Origin of the sequence: Mesorhizobium sp. B1-1-5 (assembly GCF_006443065.1) — a bacterium.
GTDB lineage: Bacteria > Pseudomonadota > Alphaproteobacteria > Rhizobiales > Rhizobiaceae > Mesorhizobium.
This window is the reverse complement of sequence record NZ_VFWS01000001.1, coordinates 20,372-40,758: the sequence shown is the minus strand read 5'-3', so window position 1 is coordinate 40,758 and position 20,387 is coordinate 20,372. Positions and strand designations below refer to the sequence as shown.

The 20,387-nt window shown below is 65.1% G+C and carries 25 protein-coding genes and 1 pseudogene; 7 read left to right on the top strand and 19 right to left on the bottom strand.

What is annotated here, in order from left to right:
* Positions 1–81 precede the first annotated feature (81 nt).
* From FJ980_RS00225 to FJ980_RS00205, 5 genes are all read right to left on the bottom strand, one after another.
* Complete coding sequence (locus tag FJ980_RS00225; protein WP_140540901.1) at positions 82–495, bottom strand: GFA family protein; 414 nt, start codon at positions 493–495, stop codon at positions 82–84.
* 86 nt (positions 496–581) lie between these two features.
* The gene (locus FJ980_RS00220; protein WP_140540900.1) at positions 582–959 is read right to left on the bottom strand and encodes a TfoX/Sxy family protein; all 378 of its coding nucleotides are present in this window, start codon (positions 957–959) and stop codon (positions 582–584) included.
* Between the two features lie 270 nt (positions 960–1,229).
* The gene (locus FJ980_RS00215; RefSeq protein ID WP_140540898.1) at positions 1,230–1,826 is read right to left on the bottom strand and encodes a glutathione S-transferase family protein; all 597 of its coding nucleotides are present in this window, start codon (positions 1,824–1,826) and stop codon (positions 1,230–1,232) included.
* Between the two features lie 269 nt (positions 1,827–2,095).
* A complete protein-coding gene (locus FJ980_RS00210; protein WP_181165047.1) occupies positions 2,096–2,473 on the bottom strand; it encodes a hypothetical protein in 378 nt (125 codons plus the stop codon).
* Between the two features lie 411 nt (positions 2,474–2,884).
* Positions 2,885–3,415, bottom strand: a complete 531-nt coding sequence (locus FJ980_RS00205; RefSeq protein WP_140540896.1) for a DinB family protein — start codon at positions 3,413–3,415, stop codon at positions 2,885–2,887.
* Positions 3,416–3,520: 105 nt separating this feature from the next.
* Here FJ980_RS00205 and FJ980_RS00200 point away from each other — a divergent pair, with 105 nt between their 5' ends.
* Complete coding sequence (locus FJ980_RS00200; protein ID WP_140541114.1) at positions 3,521–4,111, top strand: TetR/AcrR family transcriptional regulator; 591 nt, start codon at positions 3,521–3,523, stop codon at positions 4,109–4,111.
* A 257-nt stretch (positions 4,112–4,368) separates the two neighbouring features.
* Here FJ980_RS00200 and FJ980_RS00195 read toward each other — a convergent pair whose 3' ends face one another.
* From FJ980_RS00195 to FJ980_RS00185, 3 genes are all read right to left on the bottom strand, one after another.
* On the bottom strand, positions 4,369–4,821 hold the full coding sequence (locus FJ980_RS00195) for a hypothetical protein (RefSeq protein WP_140540895.1): 453 nt from the start codon (positions 4,819–4,821) through the stop codon (positions 4,369–4,371).
* Between the two features lie 164 nt (positions 4,822–4,985).
* On the bottom strand, positions 4,986–5,153 hold the full coding sequence (locus tag FJ980_RS35185; RefSeq protein WP_246676252.1) for a hypothetical protein: 168 nt from the start codon (positions 5,151–5,153) through the stop codon (positions 4,986–4,988).
* Between the two features lie 230 nt (positions 5,154–5,383).
* Positions 5,384–5,806, bottom strand: coding sequence for a VOC family protein (locus FJ980_RS00185; protein ID WP_095767036.1), 423 nt, complete (start codon positions 5,804–5,806; stop codon positions 5,384–5,386).
* A gap of 182 nt (positions 5,807–5,988) precedes the next feature.
* Between FJ980_RS00185 and FJ980_RS00180 the strand changes: the two genes are divergently transcribed.
* Positions 5,989–6,744, top strand: a complete 756-nt coding sequence (locus FJ980_RS00180) for a helix-turn-helix domain-containing protein (protein WP_140540893.1) — start codon at positions 5,989–5,991, stop codon at positions 6,742–6,744.
* Between the two features lie 10 nt (positions 6,745–6,754).
* Here the strand turns inward: FJ980_RS00180 and FJ980_RS00175 are convergent, their stop codons facing one another.
* Genes FJ980_RS00175 through FJ980_RS00165 form a run of 3 tightly spaced genes read right to left on the bottom strand, consistent with a single transcriptional unit; the run spans position 6,755 to position 8,938 of the window.
* On the bottom strand, positions 6,755–7,603 hold the full coding sequence (locus FJ980_RS00175; RefSeq protein ID WP_140540892.1) for a 23S rRNA (adenine(2030)-N(6))-methyltransferase RlmJ: 849 nt from the start codon (positions 7,601–7,603) through the stop codon (positions 6,755–6,757).
* Between the two features lie 56 nt (positions 7,604–7,659).
* Positions 7,660–8,286 (bottom strand): hypothetical protein, encoded by a 627-nt coding sequence (locus tag FJ980_RS00170; protein WP_140540890.1) that lies wholly within the window; start codon positions 8,284–8,286, stop codon positions 7,660–7,662.
* 31 nt (positions 8,287–8,317) lie between these two features.
* A complete protein-coding gene (locus FJ980_RS00165; RefSeq protein ID WP_246676251.1) occupies positions 8,318–8,938 on the bottom strand; it encodes a TetR/AcrR family transcriptional regulator in 621 nt (206 codons plus the stop codon).
* A gap of 132 nt (positions 8,939–9,070) precedes the next feature.
* On the opposite strand from FJ980_RS00165, the gene FJ980_RS00160 reads away from it, so the two are divergent.
* The 4 genes from FJ980_RS00160 (at position 9,071) to FJ980_RS00145 (ending at position 13,137) form a co-directional block, all read left to right on the top strand.
* Positions 9,071–9,544, top strand: coding sequence for a carboxymuconolactone decarboxylase family protein (locus FJ980_RS00160; RefSeq protein WP_140540887.1), 474 nt, complete (start codon positions 9,071–9,073; stop codon positions 9,542–9,544).
* Between the two features lie 342 nt (positions 9,545–9,886).
* Entirely contained in the window at positions 9,887–10,804 is a 918-nt protein-coding gene (locus tag FJ980_RS00155; protein ID WP_140540886.1) for a lysylphosphatidylglycerol synthase domain-containing protein, read from the top strand.
* Positions 10,805–10,809: 5 nt separating this feature from the next.
* Entirely contained in the window at positions 10,810–11,880 is a 1,071-nt protein-coding gene (locus tag FJ980_RS00150) for a glycosyltransferase family 2 protein (protein ID WP_140540884.1), read from the top strand.
* A 192-nt stretch (positions 11,881–12,072) separates the two neighbouring features.
* Positions 12,073–13,137 (top strand): hypothetical protein, encoded by a 1,065-nt coding sequence (locus FJ980_RS00145; RefSeq protein WP_246676250.1) that lies wholly within the window; start codon positions 12,073–12,075, stop codon positions 13,135–13,137.
* 6 nt (positions 13,138–13,143) lie between these two features.
* Here the strand turns inward: FJ980_RS00145 and FJ980_RS00140 are convergent, their stop codons facing one another.
* The 8 genes and pseudogenes from FJ980_RS00140 to FJ980_RS00105 all read right to left on the bottom strand — a co-directional run bounded on the left by FJ980_RS00140 (position 13,144) and on the right by FJ980_RS00105 (position 19,978).
* Entirely contained in the window at positions 13,144–13,449 is a 306-nt protein-coding gene (locus FJ980_RS00140) for an addiction module antidote protein (RefSeq protein ID WP_140540881.1), read from the bottom strand.
* A gap of 26 nt (positions 13,450–13,475) precedes the next feature.
* A pseudogene (locus FJ980_RS00135) lies at positions 13,476–13,739 on the bottom strand (type II toxin-antitoxin system RelE/ParE family toxin); the annotation flags it as partial.
* Positions 13,740–13,791: 52 nt separating this feature from the next.
* Positions 13,792–14,787, bottom strand: coding sequence for a Rieske 2Fe-2S domain-containing protein (locus FJ980_RS00130; RefSeq protein ID WP_140540879.1), 996 nt, complete (start codon positions 14,785–14,787; stop codon positions 13,792–13,794).
* Positions 14,784–15,932: a GNAT family N-acetyltransferase gene (locus FJ980_RS00125; RefSeq protein ID WP_140540877.1), complete on the bottom strand. Its 1,149-nt coding sequence runs from the start codon at positions 15,930–15,932 to the stop codon at positions 14,784–14,786. The genes FJ980_RS00130 and FJ980_RS00125 overlap by 4 nt, the downstream gene beginning before the upstream one ends.
* Positions 15,929–17,185 (bottom strand): F390 synthetase-related protein, encoded by a 1,257-nt coding sequence (locus FJ980_RS00120; protein WP_140540875.1) that lies wholly within the window; start codon positions 17,183–17,185, stop codon positions 15,929–15,931. Before FJ980_RS00120 ends, FJ980_RS00125 begins: the two co-directional genes overlap by 4 nt.
* The gene (locus tag FJ980_RS00115; protein ID WP_140540873.1) at positions 17,182–18,006 is read right to left on the bottom strand and encodes an MBL fold metallo-hydrolase; all 825 of its coding nucleotides are present in this window, start codon (positions 18,004–18,006) and stop codon (positions 17,182–17,184) included. Before FJ980_RS00115 ends, FJ980_RS00120 begins: the two co-directional genes overlap by 4 nt.
* Positions 18,003–18,986, bottom strand: coding sequence for an NAD(P)-dependent oxidoreductase (locus FJ980_RS00110; protein WP_140540871.1), 984 nt, complete (start codon positions 18,984–18,986; stop codon positions 18,003–18,005). The genes FJ980_RS00115 and FJ980_RS00110 overlap by 4 nt, the downstream gene beginning before the upstream one ends.
* A 2-nt stretch (positions 18,987–18,988) precedes the next feature.
* Positions 18,989–19,978 (bottom strand): 3-oxoacyl-[acyl-carrier-protein] synthase III C-terminal domain-containing protein, encoded by a 990-nt coding sequence (locus tag FJ980_RS00105; protein ID WP_140540869.1) that lies wholly within the window; start codon positions 19,976–19,978, stop codon positions 18,989–18,991.
* Positions 19,979–20,129: 151 nt separating this feature from the next.
* On the opposite strand from FJ980_RS00105, the gene FJ980_RS35180 reads away from it, so the two are divergent.
* On the top strand, positions 20,130–20,378 hold the full coding sequence (locus FJ980_RS35180; protein ID WP_348640637.1) for a LysR substrate-binding domain-containing protein: 249 nt from the start codon (positions 20,130–20,132) through the stop codon (positions 20,376–20,378).
* Positions 20,379–20,387: the final 9 nt, after the last annotated feature.

The following is a 20,387-nucleotide window of genomic DNA, read 5'->3' as shown; positions in this document are numbered from 1 at the left end:
CGCCCTTATCGAGAGCTTGCCGGTTTCGAGAAGTTTGGGCGAGCAGGCAACAAACTTCACGCGAGCCGTATCGGCCAGACTTCAGGGAGTCGCCGTCGACGGCGCCTGCTGGAAATCCTCATGGACTGGAATCGATTGCAGCCGGTCGAGCCATTTTGCTCTTGAGCGCATCATGACTTGCGCGTCCGCGCGGTACTCGTCCGGGTCGTCCAGCGTGGCGGCGTGGACATGGATCTCGGCAGGCCATCGGTCGGAGCGGAAGTAGAGCCTCGCGCCGCAGGATGGGCAGAAACCGCGAAAAGTATTCGGGCTGCTTTCATAGTGCCTGATGTCGCCGCTCCAGCTCAGCTTGTCCGGCCTCATTCCCAGAAATGCCGTGAAGGGGGCGGATGTCGCCCGCTGACAATCGGTACAGTGACAGACCAGGTTGCGCGTGATCTCGCCTGAATAGGCCCAGGCCACAGCACCGCACATGCAATGTCCATTGAGTGCCATTGCTTCCTCCCGTGGCCGAGCGTTCCTCGAAGCCAACTCAACAAAACTGACACGTCGCGGCCCGCAATGCCGGTGCGACGAGCGGCTTACGCGCGTTTCTTTGCGACCTTGGCGGGTTTGATCTTCGGCGGCAAAGTTTCGACGAATGCCAGCGCAAGGCCGAGCCAGCCACGGAGATCCGCCTCGGTGGCTGTGCCTTCCGGCGCGACATGGACATAACCTTCCATCGAGCGTCCGCCCATCTCCATCGGGCTTGCATGGGGCCGTGCGGCTGCGGCCGCATGCGCGGCCTTGCCGACACGCACCAGCAAACCGCGCTTCGACGTGCCGATCAGCATGTTGCCGTCGATCATGAAGCAGGTGCCGCCGAACATCTTCTGTTCGGTGAAGGCGCGCCGGCCGAGCGCCGCGCGCAGACGCTCGACCATAGGGTCGGGCGCGAGGCTCGTTGAGGGCTTTGCCATGTCACCACTCCGACTTGGGCGGTATCAGGCAAGCATGGAAACGGGCGGGGTTCAAGGTGGTCTTCCCCTTCTCCCCTTGTGGGAGAAGGTGGCCGAGCGAAGCTCGGACGGATGAGGGGTGCTCCAGCCTGACGCATTCGTCAGCGATGGACGGCACCGGGTTCGCCAGAGTCCCATTCCGCTGGAGCACCCCTCATCCGTCTCGGCGCTATCGCGCCGATCCACCTTCTCCCACAAGGGGGCCCACAAGGGGAGAAGGGGGCGCCGCCGTCACCCCGGCACGCAGCCCTTCAGCTCCGGAAACTTCTCATCAAACCTCGCGGCCCAGCGGACGAGGCGGCTGCGGCCCTTCTCCCATTGGCCGGAAAAGCGCAGCGCCAGATAGCCGAGGCAGGCGCGCAGCGCCATGTGGCCGGCGGTGATCTTCTTCGGCAGCTTCGGCGGGTTGGCGTTGATAAGATCCAGCGCGGCGGTGATCTTCGCCCACTGGCGATCGAGCCAGGGCTGGTGGACCATTGCTTCCGGACGCGTGCGTCGTTCATAGACCATCGACAGCGCGCAGTCGCAGATGCCGTCGGCCAGCGCCTCGAGAACTTCCGCTTCGAGCCGCTTGTCGGGATTGCGGGGGAACAGCGCGTTCTTCGACAGCCGGTTGAGATGCTGGATGATGGCGCGGCTGTCATGGATCGAACGGCCGTCCTCCAGCACCAGCACCGGGATCTTGCCGAGCGGATTGGCCGAGATCAGCTCGGCCGGCTTGTCCTCCGTCTTGACCGGTGCGAGATCGATGGCGATGCCGGCATGGACCGCCGCCATGCGGACCTTCGAACTGTAAGGAGACGTGGGCGCGTAAAGCAGCTTCGGCATGATCGGCTTTCCAGTTTGTCTGCGGCACTGTCGACCGAATGGATCTCCGGGGCAACGGCCCAGCAAGGCCAATCCAGCTTGGCCAATGCATTTTGGCAGCGCGGGCGCGGCTACAAAAAAAGCTCCCGGAAGTTTTGCCTGGCGGCAAAATTTCCGAGAGCTTTAGGAGGAGTGTGTGCTCCGGCTCCGCTCGCCGTGACACCGAATTGGCGAAGTGTCTGAGTGGCACCCGCCCTCACCTGTTGCGGTTCGCGAGCGAAGCTACGCGATTACTTCTTGGCGGCCGGCTTCTTGGCCGGAGCTGCCTTCTTCACGGCTGCCGGTGCCTTGGCGGCGGCGGCCTTCATCGGAGCCTTGGCGGCGGGCTTGGCCGCGGCCTTCGCTGCCGGCTTCTTGGCGGCGGGCTTGGCCGCCGGCTTTGCCGCTGCCTTGACGGCGGGCTTGGCCGCGGCCTTCGCTACCGGCTTCTTGGCGGCGGGCTTGGCCGCAGCCTTCGCTGCCGGCTTCGCTGCTGCCTTGGCCGGGGCCTTGGCGGCGGCCTTCGGTGCGGCTGCTTTCTTCACTGCTGCAGGTTTCGCGGCAGCTTTAGCTGCCGGCTTCTTTGCCGGCGCTTTCGCCGCCGGCGCCTTGGTTGTCGTCTTTGCCATGCGATGCCCCTTGCGTTTTGCCAATGGTCGTGAGTGACCCGGCGTGTCTATGCATATCTGACTCGCGACTGTCTAGCCAGCGAAGCAACACAATGATTTTCAGTTATTGAATTTTGGTTACACGAAACGCTTTAAGATGCATCTCATTGAAAAATTGTGAGCGAATCTGTCACTTTCGAAGTGATGGCCCGGCGCACAGATTTTCGCGCGGCTTCTATCGCCCGATCCTCCATCGGCCGGCGGCATAACCTTGCATCGCAATGTGAGCAGAGTGCTCATAATAGACAACAGGCCGCCGAACGTCGAGTTCATCTTGTCCAGCAGAAACATCTACAGACGAACCGCCTGGATGCGACGACCAAAGCTTGAGTGCCTTAAAGTGAGCGTAAAGCTCATATTCAGGCGCCGCATTCAAACGCCCGCCGGGTGGCGTCCGCGCCGCAGGCGGCGCGCCGGCTCGGCCTGGTGCAGATGGACGGCGTAGGTGTCCCAGGGCGGCGAGAGCGCCATGGCGGCTAGCATGCGGCCGATTTCGCCGCGATGGTAGCTGCCGTGCAAGACGATATGGATCAGCATCTCCTGCCTCGTCATGCAGCCCCTGTTGCCGTCAGTGAAGGTGAAAGCGACAGGACCACCAAGCTCTTGCTCCGAAACGGTTTCGAGATAGTCGAGATACCAGCCGTCGATCTCGGCCAAGGCGGCGCGCAATGCGCGCGGCTCGGGCGTGTCCGGCGTATTATCGCTCGCATAGCCATGGGCGACGCCCTTCAGATGAGCGGCAAAAATCCGCGCCACGACATGGATATGGTTCATCAGACGGATCGCGGCGTGGCACTCCCCCGCGTCGCGAGAAGGGTCGATCTCGGCGAGCTTCTCAACCAATTCATCGTTCGCCCGGGCCTGGTAGGAGAGCATGCCCTTCAGCAAGGTCTTGGCGCTCATCTTTGCCGCCCCATTTGCGTTGGTGAAATGAATGTGAGTATCCTGTCTATATTCTCGGGAGACGGGCCCAGCATGTCTACTCGCGTTGCAAAGCCGGCCGCACGCATGCGCAAGCAGCCGCGCCAGGCGCGTTCGATCGCCACCGTCGAGGCGATCATCGAAGCCGGTGCTCACGTTTTGAGCGAGCTCGGCTGGGCAGGCTTTTCCACCAACAAGGTGGCAGAGGCCGCAGGCGTCAGCATCGGCTCGCTCTATCAATATTTCCCCGACAAGCTCGCCCTGGTCGAAGCGATCCGGCGCCGCCACTTCGATCATGTGCTGTCGGTGATTCGCGAAGCGGCGGCCGACGAGAAGCCGCTCAGGCAGTTCGCGCGCGAGCTGGTGCGCGGCATGATCGGCGCGCACTCGATCCATCCGACGCTGCACCAGGTGCTGCTCGACGAAGCGCCCGGCGACCGCGGCTCGCGCGCCGCGCATGCCTCGTTCCAGGCGCGCTATCTCGAACACTATGCGGCGGCCGTCGCGCAGTATCGCAAGCGCCGCAAGGATACCGAGACGATGGCGCGCGTGCTCTCCTCGGCGATCGAGGGCGTGATCCACAATGCGGCACGGCGCAACATGCTCGACGCGCCGGAATTGCAGAAGCAGCTGGTCGAGCTGATCGAGGCTTACGTATCGGGCCGCAAGGCAGCCTGAGCGAGCGGCAGCGGAACAGCTATGAGCGGGAGCTGCTTGCAGGACTGCCGGCGGCGGACCTCTGAAAGCCAGAAGCCAACTTCCGACAGGTCGGCGGGACAGCGCCCCCCTCTGTCCTGCCGGACATCTCCCCCCTAAGGGGGGAGATCAGTTGGCGCGCCGGCTTTCGCCAATCACCAACTCTACAGAATGCAGCTGAACGCCGAAGCCGGGGCGCCGTAGAGCGCCTACCTCACCAATTATCGGCCGACGAAACTTTATCGCAGCACCCGGCAGCGGCCGTTATAGACCAGCCAGCGGTCGAAGCCCAAGACGCAGAATTCGACATTGTCGCCGATCGAGGCAAAGCCCTGACCTTCCTCGATCAGGTAGAAGATCGAACGGTCGCGGCCGTCCGTCAGGTTGACGGTGGCGCGGCAATAGTGGCGGCCGATCGGCCATTCGTCGCTCGCCGGCTCATAGCGATGCTGGCGGATGTTGCGGAAATCGGTGATCGCGACGTCGGGCAGATGCGGCACGTGATGCACCTGATAGGAGAAGCGGTCGGTGATCTTGCTCAGCACCCAGGCCTCGCCGCAGACGCTGCCGTCGTCGCCGCTGTAGACGGAAAGATCGGCGGCCTGCGCCGCCTGGGTAAAGCCCAGCGGAGCGGCGAAGGGGGTGGACAGGGCAACCAGCGCGGTAAGGGCGGAATGGGCGAAGCGAGTCATGACAGCCTCTCAAGGTCGGTTCCGCGCACTGTGCGGGAGCACTTGGCGGCGGTCAAGCGGTTGTGAAAGCAATGGTTTCCGCAAAACTTCGTTTCAGACTTCACCGGCTAATTGGGTTGCATGGGGATTCAGGTCATCCGGCCTGGCCTGAATCCCCATGCAACCTAAAACGTGCCGGCAAGCAGCAGCCCGCCGATGACGGCAATGTTGATCAGGAATGCGTTGCGCAGGACCTGCCTCTCCGGCTCCTCCACGGCCCAGAAACGTAGCAGCATGACGTTCGTCGCCAGCGTGAAGACGACCAACGCGCCGGCGGCGAAGGGCCGGGCCATGCCAATGGCAAGCAGAAACCCGCGACGGCCTCGACCATCGAACCGACGGCCAGCATCAAGGCCGGTGCCGGAAATTTCTGCGCGGCCAGATAGTCGCGCATCGCTCCGAATTTCAGGAAATGTTCGATGCCGGCGAAGACGAACACGCCGCCGATGAAGAGAGCGCCAAGCGCTTGAATGGATTGAACGGGCATGGCGGCCCCCTCTCTCGACGACGAGCTTTGCTTTGCTCAATCCAGCGGAATGAAGGCCGGGTTGTAGACGACCTCCCACAGATGATCGTCGGGATCCTGGAAATAGCCGGCATAGCCGCCCCAGAAAGTCTTTTGCGCCGGCTTGACCACGCGCGCGCCGGCCTTGACGGCCTCAGCCATCACGGCATCGACCTCGGCCTCGCTGCCGACATTGTGGCCGATGGTGAGCTCGGTCGGGCTGCGGCCGCTCTGCGGCACCGTCGCGTCATGGGCGATGCTGGACCGTTCGAAGATGGCGAACTTCAAGCCGCCGGCGAGTTCGAAGAAGGCGACGGCGCCATGCTCGAATTCCCGGCCGATGATGCCTTCCGTCGGCAGCCCGAGGCCGTCGCGATAGAATTTGAGCGACGCTTCCAGGTCGTCGACGCCGAGCGTCAATACGGTGATGCGAGCTTTCATTTCTCTCACTCCTTTCTATATTCGTGACCGCAGCCGCAAACGGATGCGGTCTGATGCGAGCGCGTGAAGCGCGGTGAAGTTGCGTCCGTTTTGCCATGGATGACGTGGCGGGCCTTGAAGATTTCGGCCAAAATGACCGTCACACCGATCCGGCAATCCTGCTGGAGCAGATCGGAGAGAGAATGGAACCGGTCCTGGCGCAGACCACCGGCGTCTTTCGCGAGCGGCCCGTCGCGGGCGGCCTGGCAGATGCCTTCTGCGCGGTCTGGGTCCACCGCATGGACGACCGCGCCGTTCCGCCCATCGTCATCACGCCGGACGCAACGATCGACCTGCAATGGATCGACGGCCGCTTCCGGGTGGCCGGACCCGACAAGGAGCCGCAGATCGAGACGCCGCCGGCCGGGGCGGTGATCGTCGGCTTCCGCTTCCGGCCCGGCGCAGCCGCCGGTTGGCTCGGCGTGCCGGCCAGCGAAATCGTCGGCGGACGGCTCGATCTCCAGGAGCTATGGGGTACGCGTGCCCGCGAACTGTCGGATCGCATCAAGCCTGTGACCGATCTAACGGCCATGCTGCGGCAGTTGGAAGGGGCGGTCGGCGTGCACACCGAAGGCCGCGATGCGCTCGACCCGCAGATGGGCCGGGCCTTCGACGTCATCCACAAAGGTTTGCCGCCGGAAACGCCGCTGGTTTCCTTCCTGCAGCGCCAGCTGCATATGAGCGAACGGACGCTGCGCCGTCGCTTCGAGGACGCCTTCGGTTATGGCCCGAAGACGCTCGACCGTATCCTGCGCTTCCATCGGTACCGGCGCTTGCAACGACAGCAAGGCGACGCCTCGACCGCGCTGCTCGCCATCGAGGCCGGCTATGCCGACCAGGCGCATCTGATCCGCGAAAGCCGGCGGCTGACCGGCTTGACGCCCTCGGCGCTGGCGTAAGGCGGCGCCCCTACTCGCCCGCCAGCCAATCAATGGTCCAGCGCGACGGCTGCCGGAGGGCGAGAACCTTGTGGAGGGCCGCCAACAGCACCTTCAATTCGCCTTCCAGCGTGTAGGGCGGATTGACCACCACCAGCCCGCTGCCGTCGAGGCTGGGCTCGTTCGAGGCGGGCCGGATCTCGAAGGCGATGTCGAGCAGCTTCGGAATGCCGGTCTCCTTCAACGCCGTGCGGAAAACGGTGACCGCCTTGCGGTCCTTGATCGGGTACCAGAGCGCGTAGATGCCGCCCGGCCAGCGCCGATGCGCCTTCTGCAGGCCTTCGACGAGCCTGGAAAACTCGCCCTCCTCCTCGAAGGGCGGATCGATGAGGACGAGGCCGCGCTTTTCCTTCGGCGGCAGTTGCGCGCCAAGCGCCAGCCAGCCGTCGAGTTCGATCACCCTTGTCTGGAAATCTCCGGCGAAGACGGATTTCAGCCGCGCGGCATCCTGGGGGTGCAGTTCGATCGCCGTCAGCCGATCCTGGCTGCGCAGGAGATGGCGCACGATCAGCGGCGAGCCGGGATAGTGCTTGAGTCCGCCGTCGGGATTTCGCGCGCGTACCGCTTCCAGATAGGGCTGAAGCAGCGCCGCCGCTTGCGGCTCGAGCGCAGACTCGACCAGCCGGCCGATGCCGGTCTGCCATTCGCCGGTCTTGCCGGCCTCGACCGAGGCAAGATTGTAGCGGCCGACGCCGGCATGGGTGTCGATGACGCGAAAAGCCTTGTCCTTCTGCTTGAGATATTCGACGAGGCGCGCGAGCACGGCATGCTTGACGACATCGGCGAAATTGCCGGCGTGGTAGGCGTGGCGATAATTCATGCGTGCTTACCTTTAGAGAGCATGATGTCGAGCGAACCGCTTCATCCTTTTCGGCATCATACTCGTGGCGAACCGTTGCGGCCCCAGCGCGGCGGTGGCGGCTGCGAATTGGGATTTTTCGGGCCACCGCCGCGGCGCCCGAAGACCAGCGACAGCGCCAGTCCGGCAAGGCCGACGCCCATCAGCGTATAGCCGGCCGGCCGCGCGCGTTCGTCGATCGAGCCGGTGCCGGCGCGCAAGATGAGATCGACCGCGCGCATGTCGATGCCGTCGGCATCGCCGGGTCCGACGGTGAAGAGGTAAGGACCGGGCGTGACCCTATCGATGACGCCGGCCTCGTCGCGAAAGATCTTGTCGGGCAGTTGCGGGCTGGCCTGGCGCGGATTGTCCGTGTGGTTGAAGGAGAGCGCAGAGGCCAGCACCGTGCGGCCGCCATGCGCCGCGGTCAGCGTCAGCACCGTGCGCTGCTGGCCTGCGACCCGTTCGGCCCGCGCGGTCAGGTCGACCAGCACCCTTACCGGAGCGTCGCTTGCGGCAAGTTGCACGGTGACAGGCCGGAAGCGGCCGCCCTCATAGACGCGATACGTGCCGATCGCGTGGCCGGAAAAATTGCTCATCGCCCAGGGATAGAGGATGCCGATGGCGGCACCGGCGATGAGGAGAAGGGCACAGAGGAAACGCATTCAAGCCATGGTCTTCTGAGCGAGATCGCTGCTATTTTTTGACAGGTTCGTTTCGCGCAGCTTCGCGGACCCGCTCCATCTCGTCCAGAAACATTTCCAGGCCAAGCTCGAAAGTCTTGTCGAAGCTGGCGGCGCCGAAATAGGCGCCGGCTTTCATGACGCTCGGATAGTCGCGCGCCAGTTCCTCGTTACTGACGGTGGTGACCGCCGAAGGCCCCTTGGCGTAGCCGGCCGTCTCGTCGAGGATCGCGCCCATCAGATAGTAGCTTGCAGCGCGGAACAGGCGGGCGCTGAGCTCGGGGCCGAAGCCGCCATCCTCGAACAGGCCGATGATGGCGTTGAGCTTGGCGAGGCAGGGCGGCGAGTTCATTCGATAGACGACGATGAACGGCGCAAAGGCCGGATGCTCGGTGGCGACACGCCGGAATTCCTGCATGCCGATGCGGGCCCGCTCGCGCCAGGGCAGGCTGCCGTCGGGGATCACAAGCCCACTCATCTGGTGGTCAACCAGCGCCTCGTAGAGATGCGCCTGCGAGGGGAAGTGGTGATAGATGCTCATCGCTTCGCAGCCGAGCCTGGCGGCGAGCTTGCGCATCGAAAAGCCGGAAAGCCCTTCCCGCTCGATCACCTCGAAGGCGGCGTCCTCGATCATCTCGCGGGAGAGTTTCCCGCGAGGTCGCTTTTTTTTGCTCGGTGCATCCATGGCGCTTGACAACTTACACTGTAAGGTTCATCCTCCGCACACCTTACATCGTAAGGCTAACAAAAACCAGAGGAGAATATCATGTCAGTCATTCGCATCGTCTCAACCGCGCATTCCTGCCTTCGCTTCGCCTCGCTGATCGCCGCGGCGGGCGTGTCTGCCGCAGTGCTCGCCTCCGCGCCTGCCCGCGCCGATGATTATGACGCCGCGCTTAAGGACATCCAGTCGACGATGGGCGGTGTGCCGAGCTTCATCAAACAGTTCCCCAAGGCCGGTCTGCCCGGCGCCTGGGCCGAGGTCAAGGCCATCGAGCTCAGCGACAAGACGGCGCTGACGCCGAAGGAGAAGTCCCTGATCTCGCTGGCGGTCGCGGCGCAGATCCCTTGCAGCTACTGCATCTGGTCGGACACCCAGAACGCCAAGCACGCCGGTGCCACCGACGAGGAGATCCAGGAGGCCGTCACCATGGCGGCACTGACGCGCCATTGGAGCACCATCTTCAATGGCATGCAGGTCGATTTCGATCAGTTCAAGAAAGAGATGGGCGGAGAGTAGAGCTTATCACGGCAAAGCGGGCGGGCGCGAAACCCGCCCGCTTTTTCGCCATCCCGATCGAGGCTCCAACCAGGCTTGTGGATTCGCCGCCGCCGCTGCGCCAGAGCGTTTCACCGTTTCACGGAAACGGCGAACCGCTCTATCTCTTTGTTTCGACGCAATTCCGGACGGAAAACCGCTCACACTTTTCCTGGAATTGCTCTATAGGAACAGCGCCTTGAAAAAGCCGGCACGGATCCGATATCGGACCGGCGTCGACCGGGCCGACATTCGAGAGCGCCCCCTTTGCAGGCCCTCGAATGGCGCTTCCGCCCCGACCGGGCGGCCCCGTTGGAGACCTGTTTGAAGCGAGCGATATCGATAATCGTCACTCTGGCTCTGCTGGCATGGCTTGCCAGCGACCAGCGCTGGAAGATGGTCGGCGATGCCTTCGCCTCCATTACGCCAGGCGCCTTCGCGGCAGTCGCGGCGGCGCTGTTCGTCACCTATGTGCTCAGGGCGCTGCGTGTCTGCGACGAGTTCCGCGACGACGTGAACGGCCGCTTCGGCGCCGTGCTTCGCGTCATCCTGGTCCACAATGCGATGATCAACATCGTGCCGTTCCGCGGCGGCGAGACGGCCTTTCCGATCCTTTTGCGCCAGGTGTTCGGCGTGCCGATCGTGCGCGCCAGCGCTTCGCTGTTGTGGTTCAGGCTGCAGGACGCTTTCGTCGTCGGGGTGCTGGCCTGCCTGGTTTGGCCGGGCATGCATCCGGCGCTGCGGGCCGCCGGCATCGCGGCGCTGATCGCCGCCGCATGGTACCTGCCGCGCTGGGCGCGCGCGCCGCACAACTGGACGGCGGGCGGCAGGATCGTCTCGACGCTCGGCAAATTGCGCGACATCTTCACCGAAGCGACGGGACGCTCGCGCTACGGCTGGTGGTGGACGATGGCCAACTGGGCGCTGAAGCTCGGCGTGCAGGGCTGGCTGCTCGCCATGCTGCTTGACACCTCGTTCCAGACCGCCTTTCCCGGCGCGGTCGGGGCAGAGGCGGCCGCCATCCTGCCGGTACAGGGTGTCGCCGGTTTCGGCACCTATGAAGCGGGCGCGGCCGCCGCACTGCTTTATTCCGGCATTGCCATGAAGGACGGCCTGCAGGCCGCGCTCGCGCTGCATCTCTTCATCCTGTGCTCGGCGGTCGCAACCGGTGCGATCGCCTGGCTGTTCCCCTCGAAATCGACGCTGCCGGAAACCCCGGCGGCGGGGCCGGCAAGGAAATGACCGCCATGAACGTGCTTCCCGTTCCGGCCTCCGGATTGCCCGAGGGCGCCGTCATGCCCGAGCACAAGCTCTCCATCGTCGTCCCGATGTACAACGAAGCCGACAATGTCGAGCCGCTGCTGGTCCGCATCCATCAGGCGATGGAAAATTACAGCCAGCCCTGGGAAGTGGTGCTGGTCGACGACGGCAGCACCGACGCCACGCCCGCCGAGATCCGCCGGCTGGCGGCCCAATACGGGCCGCATGTGCATGGCGTGGAACTGGTGCGCAACTACAAGCAGACCGCAGCCATGCAGGCCGGCCTCGACGCCGCGCGCGGCGATGTCATCGCGACGCTCGACGGCGATCTGCAGAACGACCCGTTCGACATTCCGCGCATGGTGTACCGCCTGCTGACCGAGGATCTCGACCTCGTCGCCGGCTGGCGCAAGGACCGCAAGGAAGGTTTCTGGATGCGCCGCCTGCCCTCGCGCATCGCCAACAGGCTGATCGCGCGCGTCACCGGGGTGCAGCTCAAGGACTATGGCTGCAGCCTGAAAGTGTTCCGCGGCAGCGTCATCCGCAGCGTGCGGCTCTATGGCGAGATGCACCGCTTCATCCCGGCCTGGCTCGCGACGGTGACGACGCCGCGCCGCATCGCCGAGGAGGTGGTGACGCATCACGCCCGCATCCACGGCCAGTCGAAATACGGCATCTCGCGCACCTTCCGCGTGGTGCTGGACCTCGTCTTCATGTTCTTCTTCCTGCGCTACCGCACGCGGCCCGGCCATTTCTTCGGCGGCATCGGCATCGTGCTCGGCGTGCTCGGCTCGCTGATCCTTGCCTATCTGTTAGCGATCAAGGTTTTCTGGGGGCAGGACATCGGCACGCGACCGATGCTCATCACCGGCTTCTTCCTGGTGATCGCCGCGCTGCAGGCGGTGACATCGGGCGTGCTCGCCGAGATGCTGTCGCGCGTCTATCTCGAGGCCAATGGCGCGCTCGCCTATGTGGCGCGGCCGCAGGCCACGCATGGCGAGGGCGAAGGCTGGCATTGGCCGAAGCAAGCCGGCGGCCGAGAAGGCGAAGCCGCGTAAGAAATGATCTTGCCGCTCCGGCACCGATCGCTGCCCGCGTTGCCAACCACGCCGATTTCGCGCAACGATTTTTCGTGACGGGAACGACGCGAATGAGCGATGCCGGGGGCTGACGGATCCATCCTGATTACCGGGGCGCGGGCGCCGGTTGCGCTGCATCTGGCGCGCCTTTTCCATAGCGCGGGCCACAGGGTGATCCTGGCCGACACGCCGGCGCGGCCGATCGCGGCGGCGAGCAAAGCCTGCGCACGTTATCATCGATTGCCGCCGCCGCGCTTCGAGCCGCGGACTTATGCCGATGCGGTTGAGGAGCTGATCCGGGCCGAGGGCATCGGCCTCGTCGTCCCGACCTGCGAGGAGGTCTTTCACCTTGCGCTTGCCTGGCGCGGCAGGAGCATGCCGGCAAAAATGTTCGCGCCCGATATCGAGCTGCTGGCGGAGGTCCACAACAAGCACGGCTTCATCCGGCTCGCCGAACGACTCGGGCTGGAGGTGCCGGAAACGACGCTGCTCAGCTCGCGTAGCGATATGGAGGTCGTGCGCGGCCGCTCTCGCGAGCTGGCGTTCAAGCCGGTCTGGTCGCGCTTTGCCAGCCATGTGCTGCTGCGTCCGCCGCCTGAAGCGCTCGATGCGATCGCGCCCTCGGCCCCCATGCCCTGGGTGGCGCAGCGTTTTGTCGAGGGCGAGGAGATCAGCGCCTATGCGGTAGCGCGCCAGGGCAGGCTCAAGGCGCTCGCACTCTACCGCTCGCTCTATCGTGCCGGAAAGGGCGCAGGCATCTTCTTCGAGCGGGTCGAGGACGACGCCGCACGCGAGCTGGTCGAGCGGATCGTGGCCGGCACCACGTGGACCGGGCAGATTTCCTTCGACCTGATGCGCGAGCCGGGCGGCCGTGTGCTGCCGCTCGAATGCAATCCGCGCGCGGTGAGCGGCCTGCATTTCTTTCGCGATCCGGGGCGCTTTGTGGATGCCGTGCTCGGCGACGGTCAGGAAGTCACGCCCGACGTCATCGCCCCGCAAACGGTGCGGCTCGCGATGTGGATTTACGGATTGCCGGTGGCGCTGCGTTCGGGCGGGTTTGGCGAATTCCGAAAGGCGATGCGCGGGGGCCAGGAATTGCTCGATTGGCCGGGCGACCCCGCGCCTGTCCGGGCTCAATGGCCAGCGCTGGCGGAGATCGCGCGAGTGGCATTACGCGAACGCATCAGCCTGCAGGCGGCGTCGACGCGCGACATCGAGTGGAATGGGCCTTGTTGACGCGATTCAAGCTCCGAGCGAGCCAGGGCCGATCGGCCTGACTTCGAGCTGCAAGCCCAGCGCCTTGGTTACACCGAGCAGCGTGCTGAGGCGTGGATCGCCTTTTTCACTCAGCGCTTTGTAAAGCGCTTCGCGCGTAACGCCAGCATCCTTGGCTACAGCTGTCATACCGCGCGCACGGGCGACAACCCCAAGCGCGTGCGCGATATAGGTTGCGTCGCCGGTTTCGAAGGCGTCGGCAAGGAGTTCGGCCTGGGACTCCGCGTCGTCGAAATATTCAGCAGCATCGAACGGTGTGGTTTTGAGAGCCATATTAAACCTCGTCTGCCATCTGCTTGGCTTTTCTGGGTGTCTCTGTCTTGGGAGGATTTGTCACCTCCGCAAAGCAGGATGATGATGGTGCTGCCGCGCCGGACGAAATAGACGCGGTAACCCGGCCCGTAGTCGATCCGAAGCTCGCCTATGCCTTCGAAGAATTTGGCGTCCCCCAACAGACCGGCCCCAACACGGATAAGCCTCTGAGCGATCTTCCTGGCAGCCCGGATATCCTTGAGGTCCCGCAGCCACTTCCTGAATTCCTCGGTCTGCCGAACATCGATCATATGTGAACTATAATTCACAGATACAAGCAAATCAAGATATGTGAACTATAATTCACAGTTCAATCTCTTGCACCCTTGCCTCGCTCGCAGCCGCTGGCATCTTCCCATCCATGATCGCGGCGATGTCGCGGCGCAGGAAATCGAGCGGGCCGATCACCGGTAGGGCTTGCGGCGGTAGCCGGGCGTTGTCGCTGGCCGATTTCAGCACCCGGCGATCTTGGTGCAGCGCGATGTTGAAAAGCGGCTTGAAGGCCAGCGCCTTCAGCTCGCCGAGCAGGCCTTGGCGCCGGCCGATCAGCCAGCCGATACCTTCGACGGTGTGCTTATCCGCCTGGCGCAGATGGAAGGTGGTGGCTAAGACCAGCCCGTCCCTGCCCCAATATTCGAGCTCGGCGATGCCGGGATGGCGGAAGCGGCCAATGGTCTTCGCACGCTCGCCTTCCAAGAGCCGGCTGATCAGGCCCTGCTGACGGTCCTCGCCGGTGTAGCAGGCCTCGACCCAGCCCTCGCCGCCGGTCACCTCGACCCGCACCAGATGGCGCTTCGAGGTCAGGCCGCGCAGCAGGCCTTTATGGGTGAAATGGGTATGAGTGGCATCGAGGATGTTTTCTGCCGCATCGATAACTGTCGACTGTGTCGATGAGCGCACCCGCCGAACGATGACATCCTTGCCCTGCATGCAGTGCAGGTAAGGCTCGCTCGTCGTCGAGCCGGAAGAAATGAAGACGACGCCGTCGCGCTCGATCGCGGCAAAGCGACGGACCCGGTAATGCGGCATGGCGCCGACATGGCCGGGGATCGCGGTGCAGCGTCCCTCGCCGTCATACCGCCAGCCATGATAGGGGCATTCGATCTCGCCGCCGATGATCCTGCCGGTCGACAGCTCGACCAGCCGGTGCGGGCAACGATCAAAAAGTGCCGCAATGCCTTGCGCCGAGCGGAACAGCACCACAGGCGCGCCGTCGAACAGGATGCGCTTCGGCCGCCTGTCGATGTCGGTCGACAACGCCACCGCCTGCCAATGGGCTTCCCCGCCGCGCTCGCTCACAATTCGAACCTTCTGAGCAGAGGGATGCCGACCCATGCCAGCACCGTCTCCATGACGCGGATCGCCATGCGTCGGCGAAGCGCAAGATGCCCGGCATAGACGGCGTTGTATTCGATCGCGGCGACAGCGCCGCGCCGGCGTTTGAAATCTGCGGCACCCGCGCTCATGTTGAAGAAAAGGCCGCGCGCCGTGGCATGGTCCTGCGCCACCGCCATCATCATGCGATAAAGCCCGCCGGCGACCGGCAGGCTGGTGTCATAGCCGATGATGGGCTGGGTCAGCGTGCCGCCGTTTTCGAACAGGCCGGTGACGGCGACCAGCTCGCCGCGCGGCCGGCGCAATCCCGCCAGGCTGATGATGCCGCGCCGGTGCATTTCGGCGATGTAGCGGGCGGTGTAGTGCGGATTAAGCGGCGTGTATTTGTCGAGATAGAGCATGGTGTAGAGCTGCTCGGCGCGCCCATAATCGGCCTCGGTGAAATCGCCATTGCCGACCCGCTCGAACGGTGTTGCGCGCAAGCGGGCGCGGTCGCGCTTCATGTCGCGCGTCATTGCGGGCGCGGCGCTGCGATCGGCGAAGATGTAGATCTGGCGGGCCGCCAGCATGCGAAACCCCTCGGCCTTTAAGGCAGCAATGGTCGCCGGGTCGGCGATATCGTTCAACGAGCGGATGACGATGGCGCGATCGGGGAAACGCGCGGTCAAGGCCGCGCGCAGCGACGCGATCGCCGGCCGATCGAGCAGCGGCACCGGGTTGGTCGAATAGAGCCAGTTGTTGACCTGCGCCTGACGGTCGAGGCCGCTTGCCCTGACCAGCGGCGCGCAGGCCCCGATCAGGGTACTCAGAGCGCGCCGCAGCAGCGGATGGGCGGCGAAATTGCGCGTCTCATCCATCGCGTAGTCGATATAGGCGCTGGTCGGGCAGCAGATATAGCAGTTGTGCGCCTTGCCCTCGTCGTTCAACGTCAGCGGAAAAATGCCTCCGGCGATTTCGAACGTCTCGACTTTCGTGTCCAGATTGGCGATGAGGTGGCGCACCGGCATCTCATTGAAAAGCCTTACAAAAGTCTCGACCTTTGCCGGCTTGTTCTCGACCCGGTCGGCCTGCTGCTGCACAGGCCTTTGCGCCATCGCCGCGCCGCTCATCGCGCGCGCTCCAGGCGGGCTTCGACGCGACGCAGCTTGCGGCCTGTTTCCAGCGGGAGCGGCGCGCGGACGAGCGTGACGGTGGCGACCGCCTTTCGCGCATCCAGCAACGCTTGCACCGCTTGATGCGCGGCCGCCGCCGCATCATCCGGAAGCGTCGGCGGAAGGCTGAGCTCGATCCTGTCCGGCCCGGTCTGGACAAGACGAAAATCGTCGATGCGGCGATCGGCCTTGAGCACGGCGTTGCGCAGCACATCCGGCGTGACGAGGACCGGTCCATCCGGCGACATGAGCCGGAACACATCGTCCATGCGGCCGACGATCTCGTCGACGCAGCGCAGCGGCGAACCGCAGCGGCAAGGGTCCTCGGACAAGCGCAACAGGTCATTCATCCGGTAGCGCGCCATGATCTGTGTTCGGCGGCGAAAGGCCGTCACCAGCGGGGTCACCAGCCCCTCGCCCGCAGGCTCGAATTCGAAGAAGACGGAGTCTTCGGCAAGATGCAGTCCGCCGTGGCGGCAGGTGACCGCGAACAGGCCTTCGGTCGCCATGTAGATCTGATCGAGCGGCAGCCGGAAGAAATCCTCTATAACCGGACGGTCAACCGGATCCAGCGTTTCAGCCGCCGAGAAGACACGCTTCGGACGCAGACGGAAACCCTCGCTCGCGAAATGCCGCAGGATTTTCGGCGGCGCGATAATCACCGTCGGGTCGAAGGCTTCGAGCGCGCCGCGCCAGCTTTCCGGCCCCAGCGTCAGATCGAAGAAGGCGAGCTTTATCAGGCGCGATTTGCGGGCGCCGTCGTAAAGCCCGGTATTCTGCGGCAGGAAGACGGCGACGCGCATGCCGCGCCACAGAAGATCGGGCGCCGCCTTGGCCAGGATCGCGCCCAGCCAGCGGTATTTTTCGGCCTCGGAAATCACGAACAGGCCGCGATTGCCCGATGTTCCGGTGCTGGCGCCGATAGTGAGTGGCCCGGCGCGGCCATCGCCCGCCAGGGCCGCCCAGGCTTGCGCGGCGGTGAGACGGTGGATGTTGAATTCGTCGAAGCGCGCCATCAGCAGCGCCTTGTCGGTGACCGGCAGATCGATGAGGCGCGCCGGCGCCTTGCCGTAAAAGGGCGCGCGCGGCAGGTCGCGCTCAAGGAAGCGCCGCAAAGCGGCCGCCTGCCAGCGCTCGAAATCCGCGCGGCTCTTCCGCGAGACCCAGCGCGTTAAGGCGAAGGAGCCTGCCGCTTCCGCCAGCCCGTTCATGCAGCCTCCGGCGCAAGGTCGTAAGACGTCGGCGTGGGATCATGGCAGAGCATCACCTCGCCGCCGGAAGCGAGGAAGCGGCGCAACATGGCGCTGGTCGGCTCGATCGCCTCGGCATCCTCGGCGACCAGGGTGGCCGGGAAACCCGGCGTGCGGCTCTCGGTCAATGCAGCGAGCAGCCATTGCGCATCGACGGCGTAGAGCAGCGGCCGGGCCGGTCCGGTAAACAGCAGGCCGAACTGGCCGTCGGCATGTCCTGGAAGGTCGACCGCGATGACGCTGCCGTCGCCGAAGAGATCGGCGCCGCCTGGCACGCCTTCGCGCGCCTCGACCCGCCGCTTCGCGGACAACGCCTCCAGCCTTGTCTCGAAATCCGGCGGGAAGAGTTCGGTGAAGATGCCGTGCCGCAGATTCTGCCTTGGGCTGCGCGCCTTGACCCGTGCCCAGGCGGCATCGCTGGCGATGAAGCGAGCGTTGCGGAACAGCGACAGGCCCGAAATGTGGTCGGCGTGGAAATGGGTGACGATGATCGTGCGGATGTCGTCGGGCGACAGGCCGAAACGCCGAAGCACCGGCAGGACCTGTTCGGCAGCGTTGAGCTCGGGTTTCAGCAGCGCACCGTAGAGCCGAAGCATGCGGCTGCGCCGCGCCCCGCTCAAAGCTTCTTGGGTGTAGCCGGTGTCGATGAGCACAGGCCCGGCAGCCGGGTGAAAGATCAGTCCGTAGCGGACGCGCAGCCTGACGCTCTGCCAGCTGCCGCCGCGCAGGATCAGCCGTTCGGCGGCGCTCACCCAGGCGCTGCTGGCGAAGACGAGCTTCATGCCTGCGCCCCACCGGAAAACGTGCGGTCGAGCCCCTGTTCGAACGAGATTTTCGGCGTCCAGCCGAGAACTCGCTTGGCCTTGGAAAGATCGAGGCTTTGCGCATAGGCGAAGAGACCGAGCCCATAGCGGGTGACCGGCGGCTCAGGCCGACCAGGCAACCGGAGCGCCACCGCTTCCATCAGGCCCGCCGCCAGCATCGCCGGCATGAGCGGCGTCGGCCGCCAGCGCGCCTGGAGACCGGCGCGGGCGCAGGCCTCGTCGGCGATGCGGCGGACCGGCAGCACCTCGCCGCCGGAGATGTTGAAGATTTGGCACTCCGCCTCCCCGGGCGAGGCAAGCGCCGCCATCACCGCGTCAACGACGTCGTCGACATGAGTGAGGTCGATGGCGGCCCGGCCATCGCGAAACAGCGGCAGCGGCCGGCTCTTTGCCGCCTTGAGCAGGCGCGGCAGCAGCGTGTGGTCGCCTTTGCCGTAGATGCCGCGCGGCCGCAGCGCCACCGGATGGATGGCGGGCTGGCCGAGCACGATCTTTTCGGCCTCGCGCTTGGTGCGGGCATAGTGATTGACGGGCTCCGGCAAGGCCGCGTCCTCGCTGAGGCCAAGCTGGTCGCGGAAGGCGAAGCAGACTGACGGGCTGGAGATGTGGACGAAGCGGCTGACACCCTGCCGCTGTGCGAAATCGACAAGGTTGCGCGTGGCCGTGACATTGGCCGCCTCGAAATCAGCGAGGCGTCCGAAAGGCGAGGAGAGCGCCGCGCAATGGATGATCCGTTCGACCCTGCCAAGCCTCGGATCGAACGCGGGGTCGAGCGGCTGCGCGAGATCGTGGCGGACGATACGATGGCCGGCGGCCTCCAGCGCGGCGCAGCACGCTTCATCGCGGCCGAGCCCGAGCGCCAGCGTGCCGGACGCAGCCAGCCGCTCGAGCACATGCGAGCCCAAGAAACCGCTGGCGCCGGTGACGAGCACGGCCATCCTCAGACCTCCAGCGCCATGCCGCCGAAGGAGACGCCGGCCGACGTGCCGAGGAAGAGCAGCTTCATGCCTGGCGCGACGCGGCCCTCGCGGCGCGCGACGTCCAGCGCGAAGGGAATGGACGCCGCGATCTGGTTGCCGAAGCGGCCGGAGATGTCGACGAGCTTTTCAGGCGCAAAGCCGGTCTGGCGCGCCATATGGGCAAGCGCGAAGGGGCTCGCCTGGTGCGGCACGACGAGATCGACATCGCCATGCCGCCAGCCGGCGCACTCGAGCAGAGCGGCGACGAAGCCGTTGAAATGGCGTGAAGTGAGCCGGAACAGTTCCTTGCCGTCCATGTGGAACAGGCTGTGCGCCGCGAACGCTTCCTGCTCCTTGCGGAAATCGAAGCGCGTGCCGCCCGAACCGATGCCGCAGGCTTCCCACGCAGATGGATAAGTGCGCATCAGGCTGGCCGCCACCGTGCCCTCGCCTTGACCGCCTTTGCGCAGCACGGCGGCCGCGGCGCCGTCGCCGAAGAGCGCGGCGATCTCTGGCGCATCCTGCCACGGCAAGGCGCGCGAGGCGACCTCGGACGAAAACACCAGCGCCGTCTCGCATTGCCCGGCCTCGATCATGCGGCCGGCGGTCTCGAAGGCGGTGAGGAAGCCCAGGCAAGTGCTGTTGACGTCGAAGGCGGCGGCCGAGCCGTCGGCCAGCCCAAGGCGCTGCATGACCAAGGGCGCGGTCGCCGGCAGCGGCTGGTAAGGCACGCCGCAGCCGCCGATGATCAGGTCGACCGTGCCGGGATCGAGCCCGGCATCCTCAAGCGCCAGCGTCGCGGCGGCGCAAGCTAGATCGATTTGCGATTCGCCCTCGCAGACATAGCGCTCGACGACGCCGGTCGCGGTTTCCAGCGCCCCATGGCCAAGGCCGAGCCGCTCCTCCAGCGTCCGCGTCGTGACGCGCTCAGCCGGCACCGCCCTGCCGGTTCCGACGATCCTGATCCGCATTCTCCCCCCGCCGCATCAGCTTGGCCCTTTCTAGCGCAAAAAGCGATCGATAGCGACGTTTCCAAGCTCATGCCGCACTGCCAGATCATCGCTTCCGAAGGAAACCCGTCACCGCTTCCATGAACTCCGCCGGACGCTCGACATTGAGCAGGTGGACGCCCGGCAAAAGCAGGAGTTCCGCGCCGAGGATCGTCGCCTGCACGGGCTCGCCTGGGGTCATTTGCCCGACTGGTTGATCGAGGACGACTTGCGCGACGGACGGCTGATCTCGATTGCCGGCCGGCATATTCCCGGCCGCGCCGAAACTGTGGCCGCGGTGCGGCGACGCGACATGCCGCACGGACCTGTGGCCGAGGCGCTGTGGCGGCATCTTCAGGATAGTGCCGGACTTGCGAGCTAGCATGTAGAC

Coding starts and splice junctions, on each gene's coding strand:
- FJ980_RS00205 (WP_140540896.1), bottom strand. CDS start 3,415: ATGAGCGCCAAGACCTTGCTGAAGGGCATGCTCTCCTACCAGGCCCGG.
- FJ980_RS00225 (WP_140540901.1), bottom strand. CDS start 495: ATGGCACTCAATGGACATTGCATGTGCGGTGCTGTGGCCTGGGCCTAT.
- FJ980_RS00165 (WP_246676251.1), bottom strand. CDS start 8,938: ATGATCGAGGACGCCGCCTTCGAGGTGATCGAGCGGGAAGGGCTTTCC.
- FJ980_RS00210 (WP_181165047.1), bottom strand. CDS start 2,473: ATGGCAAAGACGACAACCAAGGCGCCGGCGGCGAAAGCGCCGGCAAAG.
- FJ980_RS00215 (WP_140540898.1), bottom strand. CDS start 1,826: ATGCCGAAGCTGCTTTACGCGCCCACGTCTCCTTACAGTTCGAAGGTC.
- FJ980_RS00105 (WP_140540869.1), bottom strand. CDS start 19,978: ATGCGGATCAGGATCGTCGGAACCGGCAGGGCGGTGCCGGCTGAGCGC.
- FJ980_RS00170 (WP_140540890.1), bottom strand. CDS start 8,286: ATGCGTTTCCTCTGTGCCCTTCTCCTCATCGCCGGTGCCGCCATCGGC.
- FJ980_RS00180 (WP_140540893.1), top strand. CDS start 5,989: ATGGAACCGGTCCTGGCGCAGACCACCGGCGTCTTTCGCGAGCGGCCC.
- FJ980_RS00175 (WP_140540892.1), bottom strand. CDS start 7,603: ATGAATTATCGCCACGCCTACCACGCCGGCAATTTCGCCGATGTCGTC.
- FJ980_RS00150 (WP_140540884.1), top strand. CDS start 10,810: ATGAACGTGCTTCCCGTTCCGGCCTCCGGATTGCCCGAGGGCGCCGTC.
- FJ980_RS00125 (WP_140540877.1), bottom strand. CDS start 15,932: ATGAGCGGCGCGGCGATGGCGCAAAGGCCTGTGCAGCAGCAGGCCGAC.
- FJ980_RS00120 (WP_140540875.1), bottom strand. CDS start 17,185: ATGAACGGGCTGGCGGAAGCGGCAGGCTCCTTCGCCTTAACGCGCTGG.
- FJ980_RS00140 (WP_140540881.1), bottom strand. CDS start 13,449: ATGGCTCTCAAAACCACACCGTTCGATGCTGCTGAATATTTCGACGAC.
- FJ980_RS00115 (WP_140540873.1), bottom strand. CDS start 18,006: ATGAAGCTCGTCTTCGCCAGCAGCGCCTGGGTGAGCGCCGCCGAACGG.
- FJ980_RS00200 (WP_140541114.1), top strand. CDS start 3,521: ATGCGCAAGCAGCCGCGCCAGGCGCGTTCGATCGCCACCGTCGAGGCG.
- FJ980_RS00185 (WP_095767036.1), bottom strand. CDS start 5,806: ATGAAAGCTCGCATCACCGTATTGACGCTCGGCGTCGACGACCTGGAA.
- FJ980_RS35185 (WP_246676252.1), bottom strand. CDS start 5,153: ATGGCCCGGCCCTTCGCCGCCGGCGCGTTGGTCGTCTTCACGCTGGCG.
- FJ980_RS00110 (WP_140540871.1), bottom strand. CDS start 18,986: ATGGCCGTGCTCGTCACCGGCGCCAGCGGTTTCTTGGGCTCGCATGTG.
- FJ980_RS00160 (WP_140540887.1), top strand. CDS start 9,071: ATGTCAGTCATTCGCATCGTCTCAACCGCGCATTCCTGCCTTCGCTTC.
- FJ980_RS00195 (WP_140540895.1), bottom strand. CDS start 4,821: ATGACTCGCTTCGCCCATTCCGCCCTTACCGCGCTGGTTGCCCTGTCC.
- FJ980_RS00220 (WP_140540900.1), bottom strand. CDS start 959: ATGGCAAAGCCCTCAACGAGCCTCGCGCCCGACCCTATGGTCGAGCGT.